The organism is Azospira sp. MPR-E4 (assembly GCF_058809645.1).
On the sequence record NZ_JBXAST010000046.1, the window covers coordinates 1 to 26,451 of the forward strand.

21 protein-coding genes are annotated in these 26,451 nt (G+C 67.4%); 16 read left to right on the top strand and 5 right to left on the bottom strand.

Going from position 1 to position 26,451, the window contains the following annotated elements:
• Positions 1 to 8: 8 nt before the first annotated feature.
• Complete coding sequence (locus AC1RTA_RS12670) at positions 9 to 1,256, bottom strand: TolC family protein (RefSeq protein ID WP_130459582.1); 1,248 nt, start codon at positions 1,254 to 1,256, stop codon at positions 9 to 11.
• Between the two features lie 328 nt (positions 1,257 to 1,584).
• Here AC1RTA_RS12670 and AC1RTA_RS12675 point away from each other — a divergent pair, with 328 nt between their 5' ends.
• The 13 genes from AC1RTA_RS12675 (at position 1,585) to fumC (ending at position 18,390) form a co-directional block, all read left to right on the top strand.
• Positions 1,585 to 2,754 (top strand): D-alanyl-D-alanine carboxypeptidase family protein, encoded by a 1,170-nt coding sequence (locus AC1RTA_RS12675; RefSeq protein WP_014236006.1) that lies wholly within the window; start codon positions 1,585 to 1,587, stop codon positions 2,752 to 2,754.
• A gap of 27 nt (positions 2,755 to 2,781) precedes the next feature.
• Positions 2,782 to 3,645 (top strand): D-amino acid aminotransferase, encoded by an 864-nt coding sequence (locus tag AC1RTA_RS12680; protein WP_492784891.1) that lies wholly within the window; start codon positions 2,782 to 2,784, stop codon positions 3,643 to 3,645.
• Between the two features lie 23 nt (positions 3,646 to 3,668).
• A complete protein-coding gene (locus AC1RTA_RS12685; RefSeq protein ID WP_014236008.1) occupies positions 3,669 to 3,968 on the top strand; it encodes an HP0495 family protein in 300 nt (99 codons plus the stop codon).
• An 83-nt stretch (positions 3,969 to 4,051) separates the two neighbouring features.
• A complete protein-coding gene (lipB, locus tag AC1RTA_RS12690) occupies positions 4,052 to 4,609 on the top strand; it encodes a lipoyl(octanoyl) transferase LipB (protein ID WP_492784903.1) in 558 nt (185 codons plus the stop codon).
• Complete coding sequence (gene lipA, locus AC1RTA_RS12695; protein ID WP_492784892.1) at positions 4,606 to 5,553, top strand: lipoyl synthase; 948 nt, start codon at positions 4,606 to 4,608, stop codon at positions 5,551 to 5,553. The genes lipB and lipA overlap by 4 nt, the downstream gene beginning before the upstream one ends.
• Before the next feature lie 198 nt (positions 5,554 to 5,751).
• Positions 5,752 to 6,903 carry an HD-GYP domain-containing protein gene (locus AC1RTA_RS12700; protein ID WP_492784893.1) on the top strand — a complete coding sequence of 384 codons (1,152 nt, stop codon included), beginning with the start codon at positions 5,752 to 5,754 and terminating at the stop codon, positions 6,901 to 6,903.
• Positions 6,900 to 7,568: a histidine phosphatase family protein gene (locus tag AC1RTA_RS12705; protein WP_492784894.1), complete on the top strand. Its 669-nt coding sequence runs from the start codon at positions 6,900 to 6,902 to the stop codon at positions 7,566 to 7,568. Before AC1RTA_RS12700 ends, AC1RTA_RS12705 begins: the two co-directional genes overlap by 4 nt.
• Positions 7,565 to 11,857: a hybrid sensor histidine kinase/response regulator gene (locus tag AC1RTA_RS12710; RefSeq protein WP_492784895.1), complete on the top strand. Its 4,293-nt coding sequence runs from the start codon at positions 7,565 to 7,567 to the stop codon at positions 11,855 to 11,857. The genes AC1RTA_RS12705 and AC1RTA_RS12710 overlap by 4 nt, the downstream gene beginning before the upstream one ends.
• 97 nt (positions 11,858 to 11,954) lie before the next feature.
• Entirely contained in the window at positions 11,955 to 13,973 is a 2,019-nt protein-coding gene (locus AC1RTA_RS12715) for a TonB-dependent receptor (RefSeq protein ID WP_492784896.1), read from the top strand.
• 29 nt (positions 13,974 to 14,002) lie between these two features.
• On the top strand, positions 14,003 to 15,151 hold the full coding sequence (locus AC1RTA_RS12720) for a PepSY-associated TM helix domain-containing protein (protein WP_492784897.1): 1,149 nt from the start codon (positions 14,003 to 14,005) through the stop codon (positions 15,149 to 15,151).
• Positions 15,152 to 15,226: 75 nt separating this feature from the next.
• Complete coding sequence (locus AC1RTA_RS12725) at positions 15,227 to 16,687, top strand: permease (RefSeq protein ID WP_492784898.1); 1,461 nt, start codon at positions 15,227 to 15,229, stop codon at positions 16,685 to 16,687.
• Positions 16,688 to 16,689: 2 nt separating this feature from the next.
• Positions 16,690 to 16,932, top strand: coding sequence for a thioredoxin family protein (locus tag AC1RTA_RS12730; protein ID WP_014236032.1), 243 nt, complete (start codon positions 16,690 to 16,692; stop codon positions 16,930 to 16,932).
• A 66-nt stretch (positions 16,933 to 16,998) separates the two neighbouring features.
• A complete protein-coding gene (gene fumC / locus AC1RTA_RS12735) occupies positions 16,999 to 18,390 on the top strand; it encodes a class II fumarate hydratase (protein WP_492784899.1) in 1,392 nt (463 codons plus the stop codon).
• 3 nt (positions 18,391 to 18,393) lie between these two features.
• Here the strand turns inward: fumC and AC1RTA_RS12740 are convergent, their stop codons facing one another.
• The 3 genes from AC1RTA_RS12740 to AC1RTA_RS12750 form a co-directional block, all read right to left on the bottom strand.
• Positions 18,394 to 18,780 carry a c-type cytochrome gene (locus tag AC1RTA_RS12740; protein ID WP_240190305.1) on the bottom strand — a complete coding sequence of 129 codons (387 nt, stop codon included), beginning with the start codon at positions 18,778 to 18,780 and terminating at the stop codon, positions 18,394 to 18,396.
• A 180-nt stretch (positions 18,781 to 18,960) separates the two neighbouring features.
• A complete protein-coding gene (gene ccoG / locus AC1RTA_RS12745; protein ID WP_014236035.1) occupies positions 18,961 to 20,376 on the bottom strand; it encodes a cytochrome c oxidase accessory protein CcoG in 1,416 nt (471 codons plus the stop codon).
• A 20-nt stretch (positions 20,377 to 20,396) separates the two neighbouring features.
• The gene (locus tag AC1RTA_RS12750) at positions 20,397 to 21,113 is read right to left on the bottom strand and encodes an MBL fold metallo-hydrolase (protein ID WP_014236036.1); all 717 of its coding nucleotides are present in this window, start codon (positions 21,111 to 21,113) and stop codon (positions 20,397 to 20,399) included.
• Between the two features lie 277 nt (positions 21,114 to 21,390).
• Between AC1RTA_RS12750 and AC1RTA_RS12755 the strand changes: the two genes are divergently transcribed.
• Positions 21,391 to 22,740 (top strand): sigma-54 interaction domain-containing protein, encoded by a 1,350-nt coding sequence (locus AC1RTA_RS12755; protein ID WP_492784900.1) that lies wholly within the window; start codon positions 21,391 to 21,393, stop codon positions 22,738 to 22,740.
• A gap of 168 nt (positions 22,741 to 22,908) precedes the next feature.
• On the opposite strand, the gene AC1RTA_RS12760 is transcribed toward AC1RTA_RS12755, so the two are convergent.
• Positions 22,909 to 23,418 carry a TlpA family protein disulfide reductase gene (locus tag AC1RTA_RS12760; RefSeq protein WP_492784901.1) on the bottom strand — a complete coding sequence of 170 codons (510 nt, stop codon included), beginning with the start codon at positions 23,416 to 23,418 and terminating at the stop codon, positions 22,909 to 22,911.
• Positions 23,419 to 23,430: 12 nt separating this feature from the next.
• Here AC1RTA_RS12760 and AC1RTA_RS12765 point away from each other — a divergent pair, with 12 nt between their 5' ends.
• Positions 23,431 to 24,135: a DUF4197 domain-containing protein gene (locus AC1RTA_RS12765; RefSeq protein ID WP_492784902.1), complete on the top strand. Its 705-nt coding sequence runs from the start codon at positions 23,431 to 23,433 to the stop codon at positions 24,133 to 24,135.
• Positions 24,136 to 24,331: 196 nt separating this feature from the next.
• On the top strand, positions 24,332 to 26,341 hold the full coding sequence (locus tag AC1RTA_RS12770; protein ID WP_130459563.1) for a UvrD-helicase domain-containing protein: 2,010 nt from the start codon (positions 24,332 to 24,334) through the stop codon (positions 26,339 to 26,341).
• Positions 26,342 to 26,451: the final 110 nt, after the last annotated feature.

The window sequence follows — 26,451 nt, forward strand, 5'->3', positions numbered from 1 at the left end:
GGCGGACATCAGTGCTTTTCCTCTTGGGCGGGAGCGGTCAGGGCGCCGGTGAGACGTTCGATGTCCACGGCGGCGGCCCGCAGTTCATAGCGGGCGGCGATCAGTTCGTTGCGGGCGGCCCGGTACACCCGCTGGGCGTCCAGGTAGTCGAGAATGCCGCGCTCGCCGAAGCGGTAGGCCGATTCGGCCACCTTGAGGGCGGCTTCGGCCTGGCGCACGATGCCCTGCTCCAGGGCATTGACCTGGGCGGCAGCGATCTGGTGCTGCTGGTAGGCGTTTTCCAGGGCCTGGCCGAGACCGAATTCCATCTGCTCGAGCAGGTTGCGGGCCCGGGAAAGATTGGCGCTGGCCTCGCCCACGGGGCCGGAGCGGCGGTCCCACAGGGGAATGGTGACGGCGATGCCGACGCGGGAGGTCTTCAGGTCCGGCTCTTCGTCGCTGCTGGCCTTGAGCGCCACTTCCGGGGTGCGCATGCGGCGCTGCAGGTCCAGCTGGTGTTCGGCCTGGGTCAGCTGGGCCCGGGCCTGGGCCAGGTCCGGGCTGCGCTGCAGCAGGGTCTGGCGCAGTTCGGGCAGGCTGCCCACGTTGAGGGGCAGCTGGGTGGTGGCCGGCACTTCGAAGTCTGCCGGCAGGCCGGTGCCCACGTTGCGGCGCAGGGCGGCCTTGGCCTGGGTCAGGCGCAGCAGGGTGCTCTGCGTCACTTTCTGGGCATTGAGCAGTTCCGCATCGGCCTTGATCAGCTCGTAGCGGGGCGCCTCGCCGACGCCGACCCGCACGCTGACCCGGGTGCGGATGGCTTCCATGAGGGCCTGGTCTTCCTGGGCCGCCTTCAGCTCGGCCTGGCGCCGCAGCACCTCGTAGTAGCCCAGCTTCACGCTGGCCAGCACCTCATGCTCGTAGCCCCGGCCGGCGGCGCTGGTGGCTTCCAGGTTGGCGCTGGCGGCGTCGATGCGGGCCGAACGCACCCAGGGCAGGTCCAGGCGCTGGGTGAAGGTCATGGTCTTGACGTTGCCGGGATTGGCGCCCGCTACCCGGGCCTTGGCGTCGCCGCTCTGGTATTCGATCTCCGGGTTGGGGAAGGCGCCGGCGGTGGTGACGCCGGAGCGGGCCGCCTCCACCGCGTCGCGGGAGGCCTGCAGGCCCCGGTTGCCGGAGCGGGCCAGTTCCAGCAACTGGTCGAGGGAATAGACGTCGGCCAGGGCGCTGCCGCACAGCAGCAGTCCCAGCAGGGAGAGGAGAGCGATCTTGGTTTTCATGGGGTTGTCTCAGCAAAGGCCATGCCACAGGGCACAACCATGCCCCGGGCGCGCTCCATGAGGAGCGTAACCGATCCAGGACTTCTCAGGGAATGCCGTCAGGATGCGGCGATGGGGGGCGAATCCGCCGGGGTGTCACGCCAGGGTCAGAAACCTGACCGAAAACTGACACGGGCGAGTATAACGCACCGCCCAGGTGCATCGTGTCAGTGAGTTCACTTACTGCGGCAAGTCCCTAAGATCGGCAGGTTACGGCCGGTCCCGGCCGGAAGGGCCAGCCCGGCTGCGCTATAATCAAGCGCTTTTCTCCCGCTGGAGCCTGACCGGCATGTCTGACCGAATTTCCCGCCGCTTCTCTTCCGTTTTCCGTGCATCCGTCCTTGCCGGCTGCGCTTCCCTGCTGCTGGCCGGCCCCGCCGGCGCCCAGCAGATGCCCCCGGCTCCCGGCATCGCCGCCAAGGCCTGGCTGCTGGTGGAATTCGGCTCCGGCCAGACCCTGGTGGCCGAAAACGCCGACCAGCGCGTCGATCCCGCTTCCCTGACCAAGCTGATGACGGCCTACCTGACCTTCTCCGCCCTCAAGCAGGGCGTGCTGAAGCTGGACCAGGGCGTGCCCGTCACCGAGAAGGCCTGGCGCACCGGCGGCTCCAAGATGTTCATCAAGGTCGGCACCCAGGTGCCGGTGGAAGACCTGATCAAAGGCATGATCGTGCAGTCCGGCAACGACGCCTGCGTCGCCCTGGCCGAGGCCATCGCCGGCTCCGAGGAGCGCTTCGCCCAGATGATGAACCAGGAGGCGGCCCGCCTGGGGATGAAGAACACCCACTACATGAACGCCACCGGCCTGCCCGATCCGGAGCACTACGCCACCGCCCGGGACCTGGCCACCCTGACCACCGCCATCATCCGCGACTTCCCCACGGAGTACGCCAAGTACTACTCCATGAAGGAATTCCGCTACAACAACATCACCCAGCCCAACCGCAACCGTCTGCTGTGGGCCGATCCCACGGTGGACGGGGTGAAGACCGGCCACACCGAATCCGCCGGCTATTGCCTCATCTCCTCCTCCAAGCGCGGGCCCCGGCGCCTGCTCTCCGTCCTGCTCGGCGCCGAGAGCGACGGCATGCGCGCCCAGGAATCCCTCAAGCTGCTCAACCACGGCTTCCAGTATTACGACGCCGTCTCCCTGTACACCAAGAACCAGACCGTGTCCGAGCTGAAGGTGTTCAAGGGCAAGGACAACACCGTCCGCGCCGGCTTCCAGAACGACTTCATCCTGGCCGTGCCCAAGGGCTACTCGAGCCGGATCCAGGCCCAGCTGGAATCGAAGCAGCCCCTGGTGGCTCCGGTGAGCCAGGGCCAGGTCATCGGCACCATGAAGGTCAGCCTGGACGGCAAGCCCTACGGCGAATACCCGGTGGTGGCCCTGGACGCCGTGCCCGTGGCCGGCATCCTGGGGCGCGGCATCGACAGCATCAAGCTGTGGTTCAAATAAACCGCTCCCCTAGCTGACGGAGGGAACATGCTGGCCTACCTCAACGGTAACTACCTGCCTCTGGACGAGGCCCGCATTTCCCCCATGGACCGGGGCTTCCTCTTCGGCGACGGCGCCTACGAGGTGATTCCGGTCTATTCCCGCCGCCCCTTCCGCCTACAGCAGCACCTGGAGCGTCTGGAGCGCACCCTGGCCGCCCTGCAGCTGGCCAATCCCCTTTCCAAGGAGCAGTGGGCGGAGGTGGTGCAGCGTCTGGTCGATGACCACGGCAGCGAGGACCAGGGCGTCTACCTGCAGGTGACCCGGGGTGCCGCCCCGGTGCGGGACCAGGCCTTCCCCAGGCCGGCCGTGGCCCCCACCGTTTTCGCCTACGCCGACCGCCTGCCGACGCCATCCGCCGAACTGCTGGCCACGGGGGGCACCGCCCTCACTGCCGAGGATTTCCGCTGGCTGCGTTGCGACCTGAAGACCGTCTCCCTGGTGGCCAACGTGCTGCTGCGCCAGCTTTCCGCCGCCGCCGGCTGCACGGAGACCATCCTGCTGCGGGACGGCCTGGTCATGGAAGGCTCCGCCTCCAACGTGCTGGTGGTGCAGGACGGGGTGATCCTGGCGCCGCCCAAGAGCAATCTGATCCTGCCCGGCGTCACCTACGACGTGGTGCTGGAACTGGCGGCGGCCAATTGCATTCCAACCCAGGTACGTCCGGTGGCAGAAGCGGAACTCCGCAGCGCCGACGAGGTCTGGGTCACATCCTCCACCAAGGAAGTGCTGCCCATCACCCGCATCGACGACGCCCCCGTGGCCGACGGCAGGCCCGGCCCCCTGGCCGCCCGCATGAATGCGCTGTACCAGGACTTCAAGAATCAGGTGATGCGCCGCGCCGACGCCTGAGCCGAATCGAGCAAGAGAACACCATGAGCCAGACCCCAGCCAATCCCGACAATCCCCAAAGCCGGCAGGAAACCCTGCTCGAATTCCCTTGCGCCTTCCCCCTCAAGATCATGGGCAAGATGGAAGTGGATTTCGCCCAGACCATCCTCACCGTGGTGCAGAAGCACGATCCGGAATTCGACGGCGCCTCCATGGAAATGCGTCCCTCCAGCAAGGGCACCTACATCTCCCTGACCTGCACCGTCACCGCCACCTCCAAGGAGCAGCTGGACAACCTGTATCGGGAACTGTCCGGCCACCCCCTGGTGAAGGTGGTGCTGTAAGCGGCGGCGGACGGACCTAAGTGATTTCCCCGCTGGTCATCCGCGAACTGGGTCGGGCAGACTACGTGCCCACCTGGGAGGCGATGCAGGCCTTCACCGCCGCCCGCACCCCGGAAACCCCGGACGAGCTGTGGCAGGTGGAGCACCCGCCGGTCTACACCCTGGGCCAGGCGGGCAAGCCGGAACACGTGCTGCGGGACATCGGCATTCCCCTGGTGAAGATCGACCGGGGCGGCCAGGTCACCTACCACGGCCCCGGCCAGGCGGTGGTGTACCTGTTGCTGGACCTGCCCCGGCGCAACCTCAAGGTGCGGGAGCTGGTGAACCGCATCGAGCAGGCGGTGATCGACCTGCTGGCCGAATACGGCGTCAATGCCGAGCGCCACGACGGCGCCCCCGGCGTGTACGTGGGCCCGGCCAAGGTGGCGGCCCTGGGCCTGCGCATCCGCAACGGCCGCAGCTACCACGGCGTCAGCCTCAATGTGGACATGGACCTGTCGCCCTTCCAGGCCATCAACCCCTGCGGGTATGCCGGCATGCCGGTGACCCAACTGAAGGACCTGGGCGTGGCCCGGACCCTGCCACAAGCAACGGCGGACCTTACCCGGCATCTCGTGGCACAACTGGAGAAGACTCAATGAGCAGCGAACGCGGCGTCAAGCAAAAAGGCGAACTGAAGACCGCCCGGATTCCCATCAAGATCGTGCCGGTCGAAGAGACGCTGAAAAAGCCCAGCTGGATTCGCGTCAAGGCCGGCAACGACGCCGGCCGCTTCGGCGAGATCAAGCAGCTGCTGCGGGAACAGAAGCTGCACACCGTGTGCGAAGAGGCCGCCTGCCCCAACATCGGCGAATGCTTCGGCCGGGGCACCGCCACCTTCATGATCCTGGGCGACATCTGCACCCGCCGCTGCCCCTTCTGCGACGTGGGCCACGGCAAGCCCCTGCCCCCCGATCCCCTGGAGCCGGCCCACCTGGCCGAATCCGTCTCCAAGCTCAAGCTCAAGTACGTGGTCATCACCAGCGTGGACCGGGACGACCTGCGGGACGGCGGTGCCCAGCACTTCGTGGATGTCATCAAGGCGGTGCGCGAATCCTCCCCCAAGACCACCATCGAGACCCTGGTTCCCGATTTCCGCGGCCGCCTGGAAACGGCGGTGGACGTGCTCGGCCAGGGCCTGCCCGACGTGCTCAACCACAACCTGGAAACCGTGCCCCGCCTCTACAAGCAGGCCCGTCCCGGCGCCGATTACGAACACTCCCTGCAGTTCCTCAAGCAGTTCAAGGCCCGCTATCCCCAGGTGCCCACCAAGTCCGGCCTGATGGTGGGCCTGGGCGAGACCGATGAGGAAATCCTCGAAGTCATGCGCGACCTGCGGGCCCACGACGTGGAACTGCTGACCATCGGCCAGTATCTGGCCCCCTCCAACCACCACCTGCCGGTGCAGCGCTACGTCCATCCCGACGTGTTCAAGATGTACGAGGAAAAAGCCAAGGAAATGGGCTTTTCCGGGGCCGCCTGCGGCGCCATGGTGCGCAGCTCCTACTGGGCGGACCAGCAGGCCCATACTGCCGGTGTGGTCTGACGGCAGCCGCCGCCCCCCGAACCCCGCCTGGAAACGCCGGTGCCTTGTGGCCCGGCGTTTTTGTTTGCTATGTTCCCCATGGCCCTGGCATTTTTTTGCCGGCCTAGGCATCGCCCCGGGTTTTTTCCCGCCGTTTTGGCGGCATACTGGGCAGTATGCTGCAGGCGTCACGAAAAAGACCAGAACAAGGATAGGGACATGGGGGAAAACGGCGCCGCCGGGCGCAGCGACAAGACCATCCTGGTGGTGGACGATACCGGGGAAAACCTGACGGTCATCGGCGGCCTGCTGCAGCCCTTTTTCCGCGTGCGCGTGGCCAATTCCGGCATGCGGGCCCTCAAGGTGGCGCGCAGCGATCCCCGTCCGGACCTGATCCTGCTGGATGTGATGATGCCGGAGATGGACGGCTACGCCGTGCTCGCCGAACTGCGCCAGGACCCTTACACCCGGGACATTCCGGTGATGTTCGTCACCGCCATGGACGGCGACCAGGACGAGGAATACGGCCTTTCCCTGGGGGCCGTGGATTACATCACCAAGCCGATCCGCCCCGCCATCCTCCTGGCCCGGGTGCGCACCCACCTGGAACTGAAGGACGCCCGGGACTGGCTGCGGGACCAGAACGGCTACCTGGAGGGCGAGGTCAGCCGCCGCATGCGGGAGAACGACCTGATCAAGGACGTCAGCCTGAATGCCCTGGCCCTGCTGGCGGAAAAGCGGGACAACGAGACCGGCAACCACCTCTACCGCACCCAGGCCTATGTGGAGGCCCTGATGCAAGAGCTGCAGGACCATCCCCGCTTCCGCCACGCCCTTTCCGCCGCCCAGCGCCAGCTCATCGCCAAGGCGGCTCCCCTGCACGATATCGGCAAGGTGGGCATTCCCGACCAGATCCTGCTCAAGCCGGCCCGGCTGACGCTGGAGGAATTCGAGATCATGAAGACCCACAGCCTGATCGGCGCCGAAGCCATCGAGGCGGCCATCGAACGGGTGGTGGGGGGCGACCGGGCGCGCCTGGACGAGCTGCAGGGCAATACGCCCCTGGACTTTCTCGTGGTGGCCCGCCACATCGCCCTGGGCCATCACGAGAAGTGGGACGGCTCCGGTTACCCCCAGGGCCTGCGGGGCGATGCCATCCCCATCCCGGCCCGCCTCATGGCCCTGGCCGATGTCTTCGACGCCCTCACCTGCAAGCGCCACTACAAGAAGGCCTTTCCCCTGGAACAGGCCGTGGCCCTGCTGGTGGAAGGGCGGGGCACCCATTTCGATCCGGATGTGGTCGATGCCTTCCTGGCCATCCAGGACCGCTTCGCCGACATCGCCCAGCGCTACGCGGACGGCGCCTCATGACGCGCCGTTCATCCCATTCCGTCCTGGCTGCCCGGCTGCGCCTGCTGCTCTGCCTGGCGGCTGCGCTCGTGCCCTGGGGCCGTGCCCTGGCCGAGCCCCTGCCGGCCTTTGTCGAGAAGCTGGCCACCCGGGAGCAGTTGCAGCAACTGCGCGAGGGCGGCTACGTCATCTACCTGCGCCATGGCATCACCGACAGCACCCGGCCCGACCGGGTGCCGGCCGTGGACCTCAACGATTGCGCCACCCAGCGGCCCCTGACCGAGGCCGGACGCCAGCTGATGACGGAGGTGGGGCAGGCCTTGCGGGAGGCCCGCATTCCGCTGGGCGACATTTTCGTCAGCCCCCTGTGCCGGGCCAAGGAGTCGGCCGAGGCGGCCTTCGGCAGGCACTACACGGTGGATCCCCTGCTCATGTACACCGCCAACCTGACGACGGAGGAAAAGCGGCCGATCCTGGAAAACACCCGCCGCCTGCTCTCCCTGCCGGTGCCGGCCGGCACCAACCGGGTGGTGCTGGCCCATGCGCCGAACCTGGCGGACCTCATGGGCTATTTCGTCAAGCCGGAAGGCACGGCGGTCATCATCCGGCCCCTGGGAAACAAGGGTTTCATCTACGTTGCCAGCATCCCCCCCCGGCGCTGGCCTGAACTGCTGCACAAGCCATGAAACGTCGTTTCACCTTCTTCCTCATCTTCTTCCTGCCGGTGATCCTGGTGGTGGTCATGGCGGCGGCCTACAGTTACTGGTCCCTTTCCTCCCTGCGGGACGAGCAGCAGCTGTCCAACCTGCAGCAGGTCAACGACCTGCAGATGGTGGCGGATGCCTCCCGCCTGGGGCACGACATGCTGGCGGTGCAGCAGCTGATCAACGCCACCCTGCGCCAGGCCAAGGCCGGCACCGTGGAGGAGGCGGCCGCCTACCAGGTGCACGTGCAGGTGGTGGACCGCCTGAAGGACATGGAATCCCTGCTGCAGCGGCTGTCCAACGTCCCCGGCCTGGGGCCGGAGGTGGATGGGGAGCTGAAGCAGATCCTGGTGGATTTCAAGGACTACCAGCACTACAGCATCATGGCCACGGACATCATCGCCGTGGACCTGCGGGTGGCGGACAGCCACGTGGCCCAGGCCACGGCCCGCTACCTGGCCTTTGCCGAACATGCGCAGAACGTATCGGCCCTGCTGACCCAGCGCACCCACGCCCGCATCGACGCCGCCGAGCGCAACATGGACGACTACGTCCAGCGCACCCTGCTCATCGGCGTGCTCGGCATCACGGTGATGGGGCTGCTGTGGTTCTTCGTCACCTATTTCGTCACCCGCCAGCTGTCCCTCATCGTCGATTCCCTGCAACAGCTGAGCCTGAGCGAGGACGGGGGGCTCAGCCTGCGGGAGGTGGAGCACCTGAGCCGGATGCCCGGCGGCGGCCTGTTGACCGACATGGCCAAGGCCGTGCTGGCCTTCCGCGAGGCGGTGGTGGCCCGGGGCCACATGCAGGCCGCCCTGGAGGCCGAGCGCCAGCATCTCAAGTCCCTCATCCAGGGCATGCCCGACCTGGTCTGGCTGAAGGACCCCGCCGGCATCTATCTGGCCTGCAACTCCCGTTTCGAGAGCCTCTTCGGGCACCGGGAGGCGGAAATCGTCGGCCGCACCGACTATGACTTCGTCGGCCGGGAGCTGGCGGACTTCTTCCGCGACAACGACCGCCGCGCCATGGCCCTCGGCCATGCCAGCCGCAACGAGGAATGGCTGGTGTTCGCCGCCGACGGCCACCGGGAGCTGGTGGAAACCATCAAGACGCCCATCTATGACCGGGACGGGGTGGTGCTGGGGGTGCTCGGGGTGGCCCGGGACATCACGCCCCTGCACCAGTCCCAGGAAACCCTGCGGCAGAGCGAGGCGGCCCTGAAGCGGACCCAGACGGTGGCCCGCATCGGCAGCTGGAAAATCGACATTCCCGCCAACCTGCTGCACTGGTCCGAAGAGGCCCACCACCTGCTGGGCGTGCCCTGGGACCACGGCGTCGGCTTCGACGAATTCCTCGCCCAGGTGCATGGGGACGACCGGGCCTGGGTGCGCTCCGCCTGGCTGGCGGCCCTGGAGGGGGCCGAGTTCGACATCGAGCACCGCATGGTGGTGGACGGTACGGTGAAGTGGGTGCGGCAGCGGGCCGAACTGGAATTCGACGAGGCGGGCAAGCCCCTGCGCGGCATCGGCATGGTGCAGGACATCACCGCCATCAAGGACGCCTCGGAGACCCTCAAGCAGCGGGAGAAGATCTTCCGCTCCATCACCAACCAGGCCGCCATCGGCATCGTGCTGATCGACGCCGAAACCATGACCTTCGCCGAGTTCAACGATGCCGCCTGCGAGTGTCTCGGCTACACCCGGGAGGAGTTCGCCAAGCTCAGCGTCTACGACATCCAGGGCGTGCACGACCGGGCCGGGGTGGATGCGCGCCGGGCCCAGATCCTGGCCCAGCGCGAGGCGGCCTTCGAGAACCAGCGCCGCCACAAGGACGGCAGCCTGCGGGATTTCTGGGTGACGGTGAAGGTGCTGCGCCTGAACGGCCGGGACTATCTCTCCTCGGTGTGGACCGACATCACCGAGGCCAAGGAAAACGAGCGGGCCCTGCTGCGCTACCAGAACCAGCTGGAGGAACTGGTGGCGGCCCGCACCGCCGAGCTGGCGGCGGCCAAGGAGGCGGCGGAGGCGGCCAACCGTTCCAAGAGTTCCTTCCTGGCCAACATGAGCCACGAGATCCGCACCCCGATGAACGCCATCATCGGCCTCACCCACCTGATCCGCCGCGACATCGCCACCGAGCGCCAGCGCCAGCAGCTGGACAAGGTCAGCAACGCCGCCCACCACCTGCTGGGCATCATCAACGACATCCTGGACTTCTCCAAGATCGAGGCCGGCAAGATGAGCCTGGAGCCGACGGATTTCGAGGTGGACCGGGTCATCCACAACGTGTGCACCCTGGTGGCCGAGAAGGCCGAGGCCAAGGGCCTGGAGGTGGTGGTGGACATCGCCCGCCTGCCTCCGGCCCTGCACGGCGATGGCCTGCGCCTGGGCCAGGTGCTGCTCAACTTCGTCGGCAATGCGGTGAAGTTCACCGAGCGGGGCAGCGTCGTCGTGCGCGGCTACGTCGCCCGCCAGGAGGCCGACAGCCTGTGGGTGCGACTGGAGGTGGCGGACACGGGCATCGGCCTCAGCCGGGAGCAGCAGCAATGCCTGTTCCAGGCCTTCACCCAGGCCGACGTCTCCACCACCCGGCAGTACGGCGGCACCGGCCTGGGCCTGGCCATTTCCCGGCGCCTGGCGGAGATGATGGGCGGCCGGGTCGGGGTGGACAGCGAACCGGGCAAGGGCAGCACCTTCTGGATCGAGGCCCCCTTCGGCAGCGTCGCCGCCCACGACCATCTGGAACTGCCGCCCTGCCTGCCCCGCAATCTGCGGGCCCTGGCGGTGGACGACAGCGAGGACGCGCGGGAATCCCTGGCCCACACCCTGGCGGCCCTGGGCACCCGGGTGGATACGGCGGCCTCCGGCGAGGCGGCCCTGGATGCGGTCCTGGCCGCGGACCGGCTGGGGGACCCCTACCAGCTGGTGCTGCTGGACTGGCTGATGCCGCCGCCCGACGGGCTGGAGACAGGGCGGTGCATCCGGACCCTGCCCCTCAACGTGCAGCCCCAGCAGCTGCTGGTCAGTGCCGCCAAGGACATCCCCGCCACGGCCCTGAGTGAAGCAGGCTTTGCCGCCTTCATCGCCAAGCCGGTGACGCCGGCCAGCGTCCTGGTGGCCCTGGAAGGGGCCTTCGGCGACACCCCGCCCCTGTCCCGCAGCCCGGGGGACGAGATGGAGCGCAGTCTGGCCCGCTACCGCAACCAGCGCATCCTCCTGGCGGAGGACAATCCCCTCAACCAGGAGGTGGCCCTGGAACTGCTGCGCCACGTGGGCCTGGCGGTGGACCTGGCGGAGAACGGCAAGGAGGCCCTGGAACTGGCCCGGGGCAAGGCCTACGCCCTGATCCTGATGGACATCCAGATGCCGGTGATGGACGGCCTGGAGGCCGCCCGCCAGATCCGGGCCCTGCCGGGCTACGCCGGCACCCCGATCCTGGCCATGACCGCCAACGCCTTCAGCGAAGACCGGGACCTGTGCATCGCCGCCGGCATGAACGACCATGTGGCCAAGCCGGTGGACCCGGACCAGCTCTACGGCACCCTGCTTCGCTGGCTGCCCGAACCCAGCCGGGACGTGGTGGTGCGGCCGCCGCTGCCTGCCGCCGAGGCGCCGGCGGCGACGGCCGATGCCCTGGCAGCCGCCCTGGAGGCCGTTCCCGGCCTGGAGCTGGCCCAGGCCCTGCGGGTGGTGCGGGGCAACCGGACCCGGCTGGCCCAGTTCCTGCGCAAGTTTTCCGTCGACCACGGCGGCGACGGCCGCCGCATCGAAGCCTGTCTCGGTTTCGGCGAAACGGCCGAGGCCGCCCGGGTGGTGCATACCCTCAAGGGCCTGGCCGGCTCCCTCGGACTCGCTGCCATCCAGGCCCACACCCTGGCCCTGGAAGAGGCCCTACGCGGCAGCCTGCCCCAGGCCGAGGTGGATGCGCGCCTGGCCCGGCTGGAAGGGGCCCTGGCCGAATTCAATGCGGCCCTCGCAGGTCTGGAGGGAGCGGTTGAGGCGGCGGCCCCGGGCATCGACTGGGCACAGCTGAGCCGGGAGGTGGAGGTCCTGCAGCGCCAGCTGGCGGTGGACGACCTGGACGCCTCCCGCACCTTCCAGAGCCTGCGCCCCACGCTGGAGGCGGCCCTGGGGGCGGAGGTGCGCACCCTGGCCGCCCAGATCGACGACTTCAACCTGGAAGAGGCCCTGCATACCCTGCAGGCCCTGATCGACGCCGAACCCCGTCTGCAGGAGGCGGGGCCGCCGGCAGCCTCAATGAAGGGGGCATAACCCCGTACAATACCGTACGGAAATGCGACTTTTTGTCGCAGGGGCAGGGCAGGGGCGACTCCTATAATCGCCCCTCCTTTTTTGCCCCGGTGGCCCCATGCTGACCCAGATCGCCCGCGCCGTTTCCCTCTGCTGCCTCGGTTCCTTCACCCTGGCCGCCCTGGCCCAATCCGGCGATGCTTCCCTGGTCCTGGGCGAGGTGACGGTGCGGGGCCAGGAAGAAGGTCCCCTGCCGACCCGCCGTATCCTCAGTTCGGTGGACGTGTTGGGTGGGGAAGTGCTGGAGTCGCGCAATGCCAAGTTCGCCTGGGAACTGTTCAACCTGGTGCCCGGGGCCCAGGTCACCAGCTTCGGCCAGGGCAACTGGGGCGGCAAGTTCTCCATCCGCGGCTTCAACGGCGAGGGCGAGATCAACGCGGTGAAGCTGCTCATCGACGGCATCCCCAGCAACAGCAACGACGGCAACATGCCCTACCTGGACATGGTCTTCGCCCAGGACATCGACGCCATCGAAGTGGTGCGCGGCACCAACGACCCGCGTAACGGTCTGCACGCCATTGCCGGTAGTGCCAACGTGGTGACCCGCATCGGCGGCAACGACACCCGCCTGCGTCTGGGGGCCGGCAGCTTCGGCAGCAACGAGCTGCAGCTGTCCAAGGCCATCGAGCAGGACGGCCTGTCCCAGAACTACTTCGTTGCCACCCAGCACAGCAACGGCCAGCGGGACCACAGCCAGGTCGACCGTTCCACCTTTGCCGGCAAGTGGTTCTACACCCCCGACAGCGGCTCCACCCGGGTCGGCCTGATTGCCCGCCACTACGAGAGCGAGGCCCAGGAGCCGGGCTACCTGACTGCAGCGGAGAGCAGCAACAATCCGGACCAGTCCCTGGCCCGCAATGCCACCGACGGTGGCATCCGCCGCATAAATCAGGTCAGTGGCCATCTGGAGATGGCCATCAACGACCGCCTCTACTGGACCACCCGGGCCTATATCAACGATTACATAGACAAGCGCTGGGTTCGATTTGCGCAGGTCTATCCGCAGCAAGAGCGCATTACTAAGGAAACCCACTATGGCTTCCTCTCCAACCTTACCTATCGCCCCGAGGTGAGTTGGGCCCATGCGGTGGCCATCGAAGGTGGCGTCGACGCCCAGTGGCAGGAGAACCACAGCGAGCGTTACCTGACCGCCAACCGGGTGCGCACCTCCACTCGCTGGAACCAGGCCTTCGATTTCGACATCTATGGCGCCTATGTGCAGGCGGTGATTCAGCCGACGCCCCAGTGGAAGTTCATCCCGGGCTATCGGGTAGATCTTATCCGTGGTAGCTATACCGACAACAAACTTGGCCGGAGTTACGACATCAACGACTACGGCCTTATCAACCAGCCCAAGTTCAGCGTCGTCTATACCCCGGATCCTCACTACAGTCTTTACGGTAATGTTGGCCGTACTTTCCAGGTAGGTGTTGGTACCGGCACCTATAAGGTGGGCCGTAGCGACAATATGGAACCCTCCCTCAACGATGGCTGGGAAGTGGGGGTGAAGCTCAAACCCGCGGCCGGAATTGAAGGCCGGGTGGCGCTGTGGCAGCAGAAGGCCAACAACGAAGCGCAGCGCGTGTTGAATGGCTCATCCAACGATATGACTGCTGTCGGGGATACCCGCCGTCGCGGCCTCGACTTCCAGCTCTCCGCCATGTTGGGCGAGCAGTGGCGCCTGTGGGGCGGCCTGGCTTTCCAGCGGGCCATCATCACCCAGGCCGACCCCAATAATCCGGCTTCCCAGGGCAAGGAAATGAACCACGTGCCGCACCGCGTCTATTCCCTGGGGGTGGACTACCAGGCGACGCCGGACCTGAAACTGTCCCTGTCCGCCAACGGCCAGAGCAGCTACTACCTGGAACGCACCAACAGCACCGGCAAGTTTGGTGGCTATAACCTGATCAATCTGTCCGCTGCCTACCAACTGCGGCGCGACACGTCTCTGGAATTCATCGTGAAGAACCTGGCCGACCGCTATTACGAATACGTCTGGTATGACAGTACCGCTGGCGATCTGCATTCCCGGGGCGACGGCCGGGCCGCCTACGCCACCGTCAACATGAAGTTCTGAGGCCGGCCGGCGGTCCCCCTGGAGGCGGCATGAGGTCCTGGCGACGGCGCTGCCGGGCCTGGCTGCTGGCCCTGCACCAGTGGCTGGGCCTGAGCCTGGGCCTGCTGTTCTGCCTGCTCGGCCTCACTGGCTCCCTGCTGGTCTTCTATGTGGAAGGGGACCGGCTGCTCAACCCGGAACTGGTGGTGGCGCCGCCGCCATGCCAGTCTCCCGCCGATACTTCCTGCCAGCCCCAATCCCTGGACCGGATTTACGCCCTGCTCGAAGCGGCCCATGCCGGGCGCAACGGCGGCTGGCGCCTGGAACTGCCCATGGACCCCGGGCAGCCGCTGACGGCCCGCTACTACCAGCCCGAGGAGAAGGCCGGCCTGGGCTTCGCCCCCCTGCTAGTGACGGTGGACCCCTACCGCCTGCAGATCACCAGTCAGCGCTTCTGGGGCGACTTCGCCGCCACCTGGCTTTACGACCTCCATTTCACCCTGCTGCTGGACCGCAGCGGGCGCACCCTGCTCGGCGCCGCCTCCCTCCTGCTGTTGCTCCTGCTGGGGCTCGGCGTCTATCTCTGGTGGCCGTCCCCGGGGCGCCTGGGGGCGGCCCTGCGGCCGGGAGCAGGACGCAGCAGCCAGCGCCGCATCTACGACTGGCACGTCCTCGGCGGCATCTACGGCTTGCCCCTGTTGCTGCTGCTGACCCTGAGCGGCGCCATGCTGGAGCAGCCGGCCTGGTTCAAGCCCGTCCTTGCCCTGTTTTCGCCGGTGGATGCGCTGCCGGCCCCGGCGGCCGAATCCGGCGCCATCCTCATCGGTCCCCAGCAGGCCCTGGAGATCGCCCGCCAACACCTGCCCGGGGGTGAGGTGCGCTGGCTGGAGACGCCGCCGGCGGGCGGCGGCAACTACCGCCTGCGCATCTACCAGCCGGGGGACCCGAGCCGGCGCTTTCCCCACACCCTGATGTGGATCGACGCCGCCAGCGGCGAAGTCCTGGCCCTGCGCCGGCCGGAGCAGGGCAGCGCCGCCGACAGCCTTTTCAACTGGCTCCATCCCCTGCACAACGGCGAGGCCTTCGGCCTGCCCGGACGCCTGCTGACGGCCCTGGCCGGCCTGCTGCCCCTGCTGCTGTTCTACACTGGCCTGCGCCGCTGGCGGCAGAAGGTGGCAGCCCGGGCCGCCCGCCCCTGAGTCGCTGCCGCCGCTGCTTACCTCGGCCCGCCGCGGGGCGTACCATTGGGGGGTGAGCCTTGGCGGAGGAAAGTCTTGGAAGACCTGCTGTCGCTGTTGCTGGCCCTGATCCGGGGCGGCCTGGGGAATCTGGCGGCCTACCTGGCGGCCCATGTGCTGCTCTGTCTGCTGCCGGCCTTCTGCATTGCCGGGGCCATGGCGGCCCTCATTCCCAAGGAAACCATCACCCGCTTTCTCGGGCGGCAGACACCCAAGGCGGTCTCCTATCCGGCGGCGGCTGCCGCCGGTTCGGTGCTGGCGGTCTGCTCCTGCACCATCGTGCCCCTCTTTGCCGGCATCTACCGCAAGGGGGCTGGCCTCGGCCCGGCCACCACCTTCCTCTTCTTCGCGCCGGCGGCCAACATCCTGGCCCTGGTCTACACCGGCGGCATCATCGGCGTGGACCTGGCCGTGGCCCGGCTGCTGTTGTCCCTGACGTTCGCCATCGGCATCGGCCTGATCATGGCCCTGCTCTTTCGCGCCGACGACAGCGCCCGGGACCGGGCCACGGACGCCCTGTTCAGCGCCCAGGCCGCCGCCGGCCTGTCCCGGGGCGCCCTGGCCTTCCTCCTGGTGTGGATCGGCCTGCTCCTGGCCGGTACCCTGAAGGTCGGCCTGCTCACCGGCAGCCTGTGGCAGTTCGATCTGGCCTGGGCCGGCAGCGCCGACTGGCAGGCCCTGCTCGACCGCCTGGTGCCCTATGACGCCAGCCGCGGCGAGGAGGGCGTCTCCCTCCAGGGCGTGCTGCTCATCGGCCTGCTCGGCGGCATCGGCCTCAGCGCCCGCCTGGGCCTGGAGAACATCGAGGCCGGGGCCAACGGCTGGACCCGCCTGTGCCTCTCCCTGGTGGCCCTGACCCTGCTGGTGGCCGCCCTCTCGGTGCAGGCGGTGCCCGGCGGCCTGCGCCTGGGGCTGGGCGGCAAGTTCCTCGGCGTCGCCCTGGCTCTGGCCGTACTGACCTGGCTGGGCAGCCGCCACCTGACGGCGGAGGATCGCCGGGCCTGGCTGTGGGAGTCCTGGCGCTTCGTCAAACAGATATTCCCCCTGCTGGTGATCGGCGTCTTCGTCGTCGGCATGATCCGGGTGGTGCTGCGGCCGGAATGGATCGAGATGGTGGCCGGCAGCAACACCCTGCTGGGCAATCTGGCTGGCGTCGGCTTCGGCGTCTTCATGTACTTCCCCACCCTGGTGGAGGTGCCCATCGCCAAGATGTTCCTCGACCTGGGCATGCACCGGGGCCCCCTGCTGGCCTACCTGATGTCGGACCCGGAACTGTCCCTGCAGAGCATCCTCATCATCACCGCCATCATCGGCCGCACCAAGACCTGGACCTATGTGGGCCTGGTGGCCCTGTTCAGCGCTGCCGCCGGCCTCACCTACGGCGCCTGGGTGGATGGCGCCCCGCCCCTGCTGCTGGTCCTGGGCATCGGTGGCGCCATGGCCGGCCTGGGCCTGCTGCTGGCGGCGGCCAACCGTTTTTCTGCAAAAGGAGTGTGACCATGCTGACCATCAAAGTGCTCGGCCCCGGCTGTGCCAACTGCAAGAAACTGGAGGAGGTGGCGCGGCAGGCGGTGACCCTGGCCGGCGTCGAGGCGGAGGTGCTGAAGATTACCGACATGGGCGAGATCATTGCCCACGACGTGCTGCAGACGCCGGGCCTGGTGATCAACGGCAAGCTGGTGTCCTCCGGCCGCATTCCCACCGCCGGCACCGTGGCCGACTGGCTGCGGGCCGCCGGCTGAAGCTCCGCACCGCAACCCTCCGGCCCGGCGCCGGTCCAATCCGGCAGTGCAAGCGGAGCAAGGCCCATGTCCCAGCGTCTCGAACACGATACCTTCGGTCCCATCGCCGTGCCGGCGGAACGCCTGTGGGGCGCCCAGACCCAGCGTTCCCTGGAACACTTCGCCATTTCCAGCGAGACCATGCCGCCTGAACTGATCCGTGCCCTGGCCCTGGTCAAGCAGGCGGCGGCGCAAGTGAATGGTGAACTGGGTCTGTTGCCCCCGCCCGTGGCCGGGGCCATCGCGGCGGCGGCGGATGAGGTGCTGGCGGGTCGGCACCCGGCGGAATTTCCCCTTTCCGTGTGGCAGACCGGCTCCGGCACCCAGAGCAACATGAACATGAACGAGGTGCTGGCCAACCGGGCTTCGGAGCTGCTCGGCGGCCCCCGGGGCGAAGGGCGCCTGGTGCATCCCAATGACCAGGTGAACCTGGGCCAGTCCTCCAACGACATCTTTCCCACCGCCATCCACGTGGCGGCCACCCTGGCCGTGGACGGCCGCCTGCTGCCGGCCCTGGCGGAGTTGCGCCAGGCCCTGGCGGCCAAGGCGGAGGCATTCGCCGGTCTGATCAAGATCGGCCGCACCCACCTGCAGGACGCCACCCCCATCACCCTGGGGCAGGAGTTCTCCGGTTACGTCGCCCAGCTGGAGCAGGCGGAGCGCGGCATCCAGGCCTCCCTGCCCGGATTGCGGCAACTGGCGGCGGGCGGCACGGCGGTGGGCACGGGACTCAATACCCATGCGGAGTTCGGGGCACGGGTGGCGGAGAAGCTCGCCCGTGCTTGTTCCCAGCCCTTCGTGCCGGCAGCCAATCCCTTTGCCGCCCTGGCCGGCCACGAGGCCCTGCTCTTTGCCCACGGGGCCCTCAAGACCCTGGCCGGGGCCCTCATGAAAATCGCCAACGACCTGCGCTGGCTGGCCTCCGGCCCCCGCTCGGGCCTGGGGGAGATTGCCCTGCCGGAAAACGAGCCGGGCAGCTCCATCATGCCGGGCAAGGTGAACCCGACCCAGTGCGAAGCCCTCACCATGGTCTGCGCCCAGGTCTTCGGCAACGACGTGGCCATCAATATCGGCGGCGCCTCCGGCAATTTCGAGCTGAACGTGTTCAAGCCCCTGCTGGCCCACAACTTCCTGCAGAGCGCGCGCCTGCTGGGGGATGCCATGGAAAGCTTCAGCCGTCATTGCGTGGTGGGCATCGTGCCCAACCAGGAGCGCATGGATGAGCTGCTGGAACGCTCCCTCATGCTGGTCACCGCCCTGGCGCCCCACATCGGCTACGAACGGGCGGCGGCAGTGGCCAAGCAGGCCCACCGCGACGGCAGCACCCTGCGCCAGGCGGCCCTGGCCCTGGGCTACGTCACGGCCGAGGAGTTCGATGCCTGGGTGCGGCCCGAGGCCATGCTCGGGCCCCGGAGTTAGGGCTCAGGGATTGCTGCTGTAGCGTGCCGGCGGCTCGTCCAGGGAGAGGACCCATTCGGCCAGGGTCTGGGCTTCGGCCTCGCTCACCGGGTTGGCCGGCATGGAGAGTTCGCCCCAGTTGCCCTTGCCCCCGTCGCGGATTTTCTTCGCCAGCTGGGCCACCACGTCCGGCGTGTGGGGGTACTTCTTGGCGATCTCCTGGTAGGAAGGGCCGATGCGCTTGCTGTCCACCGTATGGCAGCCCAGGCAGCCGCGGAACACGGCGATTTCGGCACCCTTGGCCAGCTTGCCGCTGTCGCAGAAGGCGCGGGCGGCGGAAGCGCTGTTGTCGGCCGCCTGCACGGCACCCCAGGAAAGGACCAGGCCCATCGTCAGCAGCCGGTAAATCATGATGCAACCCCCTGTCTTGTTATTTGGCTCACACCGCTGCATTGCAGCATGGGGGCCAAGTTACGCCAAAAGGCAGAGGGGAAACCCTGAAATAGTTGGCATTTTTCGACAAATTGCGGGCAAAAAAAGGCCGGGAAGGCTGATGCCGACCCGGCCGAATGGAAGCCTCGTCAGAGGCTCTCAGGGAAGCATGAAGACGGCTTTTTCCCGGATGCGGATGTTGGAGCCATCCATGGCCTCGATCTCGAACATGATGGGGTTCGAGCCCTTCTTGCCCGCGTCGGGCTGGACCTGCAGGGAGGTCATGAGGGAGGTGGTGGTGGCTGCCGGCACGTCCACTTCGGCGGCGCCGCCCACTTCCAGGCCATCCAGGCCGGTGGCCTTGATGCGGTAGCGGTGGGCCTGCTCGTCGGTGTTCATGAAACGCAGGGTGAAGGTGTTTTCGATCAGGCCCATGTCCGTTTCCCGGGCCAGGGCGCCGCGGTCGCGGATGACGTCCACCTTGAGCGGGATGCGGTGGGCGATGAACCAGGCGGTAGTCAGGGTGATGGCGGCCAGGATCACGGAGTAGAGGAGGATGCGCGGCCGCACCACGTGGCCCAGAATCTCCTTCTTGGTGAGATGGCGGGCCATGGCGTTTTCGGTGGAGTAGCGGATCAGGCCCCGGGGGTAATTGACCTTGTCCATCACCTCGTCGCAGGCGTCGATACAGGCGGCGCAGCCGATGCACTCATATTGCAGGCCGTTGCGGATGTCGATGCCGGTGGGGCAGACCTGGACGCAGATGCCGCAATCCACGCACTCGCCCAGGCCCAGGGCCTTGGGATCGGCGCCCTTCTTGCGGGTGCCCCGGGGTTCGCCGCGCTCGGGATCGTAGGTGATGATCAGGGTGTCCGGGTCGAACATGACGCTCTGGAAGCGGGCGTAGGGGCACATGTACTTGCACACCTGCTCGCGCATGAAGCCGGCCATCATGTAGGTGAAGCCGCCGTAGAAGAAGGTCCAGAAGGTTTCCCAGGGGCCGAAGCTGAAGGTCTTCAGTTCCGTCAGCAGCTCGCTCATGGGGGTGAAGTAGCCCACCAGGGTGAAGCCGGTGAAGACGGAGAGGATCAGCCAGAGGGCGTGCTTGGTGGCCTTGATGCGGAGCTTGCGGGCGTCCATGGGCGCCTTCTCCAGCTTCATGCGGGCCGGGCGGTCGCCTTCGATCCAGTTTTCGATCCACATGAACACTTCCGTGTAGACCGTCTGGGGACAGGCGTAGCCGCAGAACAGGCGCCCGGCGACGGCGGTCACCAGGAACAGGCCGTAGGCCGAGATGATGAGCAGGATGGCCAGGTAGAAGACGTCCTGGGGCCACAGCACCAGGCCGAAGATGTAGAACTTGCGCTCCACCAGGTGGAACAGCACGGCCTGGCGGTCGTTCCACATCAGCCAGGGGGTGCCGTAGAACAGCAGCTGGGTGAACAGCACCAGGAAGATCCGCCAGTTGGCGAAGCGACCGTGGGCGGTGCGGGCGTGGATCGTCTTGTGCTTTTCGTAGAGGCTGCCGGTATCGCCGTTGTCGGGCTGCGGCTGCTCTGGGGCGTTAGCGCTCATGGATCATTTCCTCTCGGGCTTTAGTTATTTGGAGATACGGGCGACCGTTCACGCAGGACCGAACCGCCGCCCTGGCGATTGGCTGCAAGCATGGCCTCGGCCCGTTCGCCCATGGGCTGGGAACGGTCCTGGGCCATGAATTCGTCGCGGCTGATGCCGCAGAACAGGGGATTGCCCTGGCGCTCGTCGCCGATGCAGCTGACGCGGCGGCCGTCCCGGTCGTGGCCGGGGAAGACTAACAGTTCGTCGGGCAGGGGCAGCAGTTTTCGCGTGACACTGTCGTAATGGGTGCCGGCATTGCCGCCCGGTTCGCCGGTGGCGCCGCAGCTGCCGATGAGCAGGGCGTCGCCGGTCAGCAGGCGGTCTTCCCAGAGCAGGGTGATGCAGCCGGGGGTGTGGCCCGGGGTGGCCAGCACTTCCAGGTGCAGGTCGGCCAGGTCAAGGCTGTCGCCGTCGGCCAGCTGCCGGTCGGTGCCGCCGATGCCGCTGCACAGGCCGGCGGCGTAGAGGCAGCCGGTATGCCGGATCAGGGTGGGGGCGGCGGAAAGATGGTCGCTGTGCAGGTGGGTGTCCACCACGCAGGCCAGGTTCAGTTCCAGTTCGCCCAGCAGGCCCAGGTAGAGGGGCGACTGCTCGGCCACCGGGTCCACCAGCAGGGCTGCCCGACTGGCCCGGGAGCCGATCAGGTAGGTGTAGGTGGCGCTGCTGCTGTCCCGCAGCTGCCGGAAAATGAACACAAACGACTCCTGGTTGGAAAGTGGTGGAAACCGGAGTCTTGTCCCACGCCCGGGAGGGGAGGATGCCGTGTCGGAGAGGCTGCGGACGGGGCTTGAAACCGGTTTCCTGTCCATTCCATAACAAGAGCCGTGCCAGCCCCGGCGCCTGCCTGGAGTTTCCATTTAATCAATGGCTTGTGTTTTGTCCGGGGCTCGGGGCGGGCGCTTGCGGGCCATCGTCTGTCAAATATGGCGGCAAATAATTGCACAACTGACAGAATCGGCAGAAGATTCGCCCATGGATTATTCGGCCAGTCAGCTCAACGAGCTCATCTCCTTCCTCGACGGCCTGCCCGAGCCCCGCATCGTGATGGACGCGGATTACCGCATCGTCGCCGCCAACAAGGCCTACCGCCGGGAATACGCGGGCAGCGGCAGCGGCGGCGTCGCCTCCATCCTGGGGCGGCGCTGCTACGAGGTTTCCCACCACTTCACCGTGCCCTGCGACCAGGCCGGGGAATCCTGCCCCCTCAAGCTGTCCCAGGAGGAGGGCGCCTCCCGCCGCGTCCTGCACCTGCACCACACGCCCCGGGGCGAGGAGCACGTGGATGTGGAAACCACCCCGGTGCGGGACCAGGAAGGGCGCATCGTCTACTTCGTCGAAACCCTGCGCATGGTGCAGCAGGCCAGCAGCCGGCCCGCCGCCCAGGGCCTGGTGGGGCGCTCGCCGGCCTTCCAGCAGATGCTGGAAAAGGTGCTGCGGGTGGCGCCGGCCCAGGCCACGGTGCTGTTGCTGGGGGAGACCGGCACCGGCAAGGAACTGGTGGCCCAGGCGGTGCACGAGGCCAGCGGGCGGCGGGACAGTCCCTTCGTGGCGGTGGACTGCACCGGCCTCACCGAAAACCTGTTCGAGAGCGAACTGTTCGGCCACGAGAAGGGCGCCTTCACCGGCGCCGCCTTCCGCAAGCTGGGCCTGGTGGAGTCGGCCAGCGGCGGCACCCTGTTCCTGGACGAGATCGGCGAACTGCCGCCGGCCCTCCAGGTCAAGCTGCTGCGCCTGCTGGAAACCGGCACCTACCGCCGGGTCGGCGGCGTGGACACCCTGCGCGCCGACTTCCGCCTGGTGGCCGCCACCCACCGGGACCTGAAGGAAATGGTGCGCCAGGAGCGTTTCCGCCGCGACCTCTACTACCGGCTCAACACCTTTCCCATCCACACCCCGTCCCTGGCCGAACGGCGGGAGGACATTCCCCTGCTGGCCGCCTCCCTGCTGGAGCGGGTGGACCACCGGCCCGGCCGCCACTTCTCCGCCGAGGCCCTGGCCTGGCTGGCGGGCCGCAACTGGGAAGGCAACATCCGGGAGCTGCGCAACCTCATCGAACGGGCCACCCTGATGAGCGACGGCGAGGAAATCAGCGCCGCCAAGCTGGCCGAGGTGGCGGATGACGGCGGCGAGAGCAGGGCCCTGGCGGAGGGCGTGGGCGGCGGGGCGGACGACAGCTTCCGGGTGCCGGGCCCGCTGCCCCTGGCGCAACTGGAGCAGCGCTATCTGACCTGGCTGATGGCCCGCCCGGGCGCCGACGTGCGCACCCTGGCCCCGGCCCTGGGAGTCAGCGAACGGACCCTCTACCGCAAGCTGCGGCGGTGAGGGCTTGTTTTTAGCCACAGAGGGCACAGAGATCACAGAGGAAAGACAATGCCCCCATCACGCCTGGGGTGCATCAGGCCGTGCCGCCCAGGGTTTTTCCCCGCTGTGATTTGTGCGCCCCGAAGGAAGTCCCCTTGGGGGATGCCCTCTGTGGCCAGGGGGCTTTCCTCAAGGCCGTTCCGCCAGCAGCTTTTCCACCATGGCCCGCAGGCGGCCGGGGTCGGGCTTGCCGGGCAGGCGCTGGGCGATGCGGCCGCTGCGGTCGAGGAGGAAGGTCAGGGGCGGATTGGCACTGCCCAGGCCGAAGCCCCGGGCGGCGCTGCCGTCGTCCTGGGCGACGCGGAAGGGCAGGCTGTTGGCGTAGGCGTAGCTGGCCACCTGGCGCGGCTGGTCGTAAACCATGGCCACCGCCAGGGTCTCCAGGCCCCGGGCCTGGTAGCGGCGGTGCAGCTGGGCCAGTTCGGCAAGGGTGTGGTCGCAGTCGCCGCAGGTGGTGGCCCAGAACTGCAGGATCACCACCTTGCCGCGCAGCTGGGCCAGGCTGACGCCGGGGGCGCCCAGCACCTTCAGTTCGACCGCCGGGGCGGCCTGCCGCTTGCCGAGAAAGGTCAGCATGGCGCCGCTCATTGCGAGCACGGCGAGCAGCAGGATAAGCTTGTGGCCCCGGGACATCATCATCAGGAGCAGGCTATGGAATTGAACACGGTCATCAATCGCTTCGGCGGACGCTGCATTGTGGGCATTTTGACGGCCCTTGTCATCAGCATGCCGGCCGCCGCCCAGGTGAGCAACGGCGAGGCCGTCTCCGGCCTCAAGGAAGCCCTGACCCGGGGCGCCGAGGTGGCGGTGAGCCAGCTGGGCAAGACCGACGGCTTCCTCGGCAACGACAAGGTGCGCATTCCCCTGCCCGGCGCCCTGGAGGATGCCGCCGAGATGATGAAGAAATTCGGCGCCGGCAAGCAGGCCGACCAGCTGGTGGAAACCATGAACCGGGCGGCGGAGGCGGCGGTGGTGGAAGCCAAGCCCCTGCTGGTGAAGGCGGTCAAGGACATGAGCGTGAAGGACGCCCAGGGCATCCTTAGCGGCGGCGACGATGCGGCCACCCAGTATTTCAAGCGCAGCACCTCCGAGCCCCTGGCCAAAAAGTTCCTGCCCATCGTCAAGAAGGCCACGGCCAAGGTGCAGCTGGCGGACAAGTACAACCAGTTCGCCGGCAAGGCCGCCAAGTTTCACCTCATCGACGCCAAGGACGCCAACCTGGACGACTACGTCACGCGCAAGGCCCTGGACGGCCTCTACCTGATCATCGCCGAGCAGGAGAAGGCCATCCGCAAGGACCCCATCGGCACCGGCAGCAAGGTCATCGGCAAGGTCTTCGGCAGCCTGCTCAAGTAACCCGGCCCGGGAGCCAGGAAGGACGCGGCCTTCCGGCGGTGCATGCCGGAGAGTGGCGTCCCTCCTTCTTCCTGGCAATGCCTCCCGGCGCGGCGCAGGCCGCTCCGAAATGGACTAAAATCTGCCCCACCGAATCACCCGCGCCCCGCTCTGCCGGGGCGCGGCGTTTCTGCCCTGCCGAAAGCCTCCTGATCCCGTGTCCAGCCCCGTTCCCCTGCACAGCCTGAATCCGCCTCAGCGCGAAGCCATCTACTACCTGGACGGCCCCCTGCTCGTCCTGGCCGGCGCCGGCTCGGGCAAGACCCGGGTGATCACCCAGAAGATCGCCTACCTGATCCAGGAATGCGGCATGAACCCGGCCAACATCGCCGCCATCACCTTCACCAACAAGGCGGCCCGGGAAATGCAGGAACGGGTCGGCCAGCTGCTCCAGGGCGGCTCCACCGCCGGCCTCACCATCTGCACCTTCCACTCCCTCGGGGTGCGCATCCTGCGGGAGGAGGCCAAGGCCCTGGGCTACAAGCCCAAGTTCTCCATCTTCGACTCCACCGACTGCTACAGCATCTTCGCCGACCTCTCGGCCAGCGTGGACAAGGCCACCATCCGCAGCATCCAGTGGCTCGTCTCCGGCTGGAAGAACGCCATGAAGTCGCCGGACCAGGCCGCCGCCGAGGCCAAGAGCGAGATCGAGGTCCTCGCCGCCAAGGCCTACCGGGATTACGCCGCCACCCTCAAGGCCTACCAGGCGGTGGATTTCGACGACCTGATCCTGTTGCCGATGCAGCTCTTCCAGGAACACCCGAAGATCCGCGACAAGTGGCAGAACCGCCTGCGCTACCTGCTGGTGGACGAATACCAGGACACCAACGCCTGCCAGTACCAGCTGCTGAAGCTGCTGACCGGGCCCCGGGCCATGTTCACCGCCGTGGGCGACGACGATCAGGCCATCTACGGCTGGCGCGGCGCCGACGTGGAAAACCTGCGGGGCCTGCCGCGGGACTATCCCAACCTGAAGCTGATCATGCTGGAGCAGAACTACCGCTCCACCGCCCGCATCCTGCAGGCCGCCAACAACGTCATCGGCAACAACGAAAAGCTGTTCGAGAAAAAGCTGTGGTCCGACCTGGGCCACGGCGAGGCCATCCGCGGCACCGTCTGCCGCGACAACGAGCACGAGGCCGAGTCGGTGGTGATGAAGCTGCTGGCCGACAAGTTCGAGAAGCGCAGCAAGTTCTCCGACTACGCCATCCTCTACCGCTCCAACCACCAGGCCCGGCTGTTCGAAACCCACCTGCGCAACAACCGGGTGCCCTACGTCATGTCCGGCGGCACCAGCTTCTTCGAGAAGTCCGAGATCAAGGACGTCATCGCCTACCTGCGCCTGCTGGCCAACCAGGACGACGATCCCGCCTTCATCCGCGCCGTCACCACGCCCAAGCGGGGCGTCGGCGGCACCACCCTGGAAGCCCTCGGCACCTATGCCGGCGAACGCCACATCTCCCTCTTCGCCGCCGCCTTCGAGGAAGGCTTCGCCCAGCGCGTCAGCCACCGTCAGCTGGAGCCCCTGCTGCAGTTCTGCGAGTTCATCAACCGGGTCGAGCAGCGGGCCCTGCGGGAGCCCGCCGGCGAAGTGCTGAACGACATGCTCACCGCCATCGGCTACGAGGCCTGGCTCTACGACCACGAGGAGACCCGGGCCGCCGACAGCAAATGGGGCAACGTGCGGGAGTTTTCCCAGTGGCTGGCGGGCAAGGGCGAGAAGGACGAAAAGACCCTCATCGACCTGACCCAGACCATCGCCCTCATCAACATGCTGGACAAGCAGAACGAGGACAGCGAGTTCGACGCGGTGCAGCTGTCCACCCTGCACGCCGCCAAGGGCCTGGAATACAAGAACGTCTTCCTGGTGGGGGTGGAGGAGGGCATCCTGCCCCACAGCAGCTCGGTCGAGTCGGGCACGGTGGAGGAGGAACGGCGCCTGATGTACGTCGGCATCACCCGGGCACGCCAGCACCTGCACCTCTCCTGGTGCGAGAAGCGCAAGCAGGGCAAGGAAATGTATCCCTGCGAACCCTCCCGCTTCATCGCCGAAATGGGCAACGACCTGCGCATCAGCGGCGGCAAGGCGGCCGCCGAGCCGGACAAGGCCACCAGCAAGGCCCGCTTCGCCAACCTGCGCAACATGCTGGGCAGCGGCGAAAGCTGAGCCCGTCCCGTCTCTTTCCCTGTTCCTGCTCCCGGCCGCGTTACACGGCGTTACGGGGAGTTACCGTTCACCTGCAAACCGGAAGTTGGTGGTTGGCGTTATTGCCCTCA

What these genes read in the sequence shown, in the direction of transcription:
- AC1RTA_RS12670 (WP_130459582.1), bottom strand. Translation starts at nt 1,256, where the DNA reads ATGAAAACCAAGATCGCTCTCCTCTCCCTGCTGGGACTGCTGCTGTGC.
- AC1RTA_RS12675 (WP_014236006.1), top strand. Translation starts at nt 1,585, where the DNA reads ATGTCTGACCGAATTTCCCGCCGCTTCTCTTCCGTTTTCCGTGCATCC.
- AC1RTA_RS12680 (WP_492784891.1), top strand. Translation starts at nt 2,782, where the DNA reads ATGCTGGCCTACCTCAACGGTAACTACCTGCCTCTGGACGAGGCCCGC.
- AC1RTA_RS12685 (WP_014236008.1), top strand. Translation starts at nt 3,669, where the DNA reads ATGAGCCAGACCCCAGCCAATCCCGACAATCCCCAAAGCCGGCAGGAA.
- lipB (WP_492784903.1), top strand. Translation starts at nt 4,052, where the DNA reads ATGCAGGCCTTCACCGCCGCCCGCACCCCGGAAACCCCGGACGAGCTG.
- lipA (WP_492784892.1), top strand. Translation starts at nt 4,606, where the DNA reads ATGAGCAGCGAACGCGGCGTCAAGCAAAAAGGCGAACTGAAGACCGCC.
- AC1RTA_RS12700 (WP_492784893.1), top strand. Translation starts at nt 5,752, where the DNA reads ATGGGGGAAAACGGCGCCGCCGGGCGCAGCGACAAGACCATCCTGGTG.
- AC1RTA_RS12705 (WP_492784894.1), top strand. Translation starts at nt 6,900, where the DNA reads ATGACGCGCCGTTCATCCCATTCCGTCCTGGCTGCCCGGCTGCGCCTG.
- AC1RTA_RS12710 (WP_492784895.1), top strand. Translation starts at nt 7,565, where the DNA reads ATGAAACGTCGTTTCACCTTCTTCCTCATCTTCTTCCTGCCGGTGATC.
- AC1RTA_RS12715 (WP_492784896.1), top strand. Translation starts at nt 11,955, where the DNA reads ATGCTGACCCAGATCGCCCGCGCCGTTTCCCTCTGCTGCCTCGGTTCC.
- AC1RTA_RS12720 (WP_492784897.1), top strand. Translation starts at nt 14,003, where the DNA reads ATGAGGTCCTGGCGACGGCGCTGCCGGGCCTGGCTGCTGGCCCTGCAC.
- AC1RTA_RS12730 (WP_014236032.1), top strand. Translation starts at nt 16,690, where the DNA reads ATGCTGACCATCAAAGTGCTCGGCCCCGGCTGTGCCAACTGCAAGAAA.
- fumC (WP_492784899.1), top strand. Translation starts at nt 16,999, where the DNA reads ATGTCCCAGCGTCTCGAACACGATACCTTCGGTCCCATCGCCGTGCCG.
- AC1RTA_RS12740 (WP_240190305.1), bottom strand. Translation starts at nt 18,780, where the DNA reads ATGATTTACCGGCTGCTGACGATGGGCCTGGTCCTTTCCTGGGGTGCC.
- ccoG (WP_014236035.1), bottom strand. Translation starts at nt 20,376, where the DNA reads ATGAGCGCTAACGCCCCAGAGCAGCCGCAGCCCGACAACGGCGATACC.
- AC1RTA_RS12755 (WP_492784900.1), top strand. Translation starts at nt 21,391, where the DNA reads ATGGATTATTCGGCCAGTCAGCTCAACGAGCTCATCTCCTTCCTCGAC.
- AC1RTA_RS12760 (WP_492784901.1), bottom strand. Translation starts at nt 23,418, where the DNA reads ATGATGATGTCCCGGGGCCACAAGCTTATCCTGCTGCTCGCCGTGCTC.
- AC1RTA_RS12765 (WP_492784902.1), top strand. Translation starts at nt 23,431, where the DNA reads ATGGAATTGAACACGGTCATCAATCGCTTCGGCGGACGCTGCATTGTG.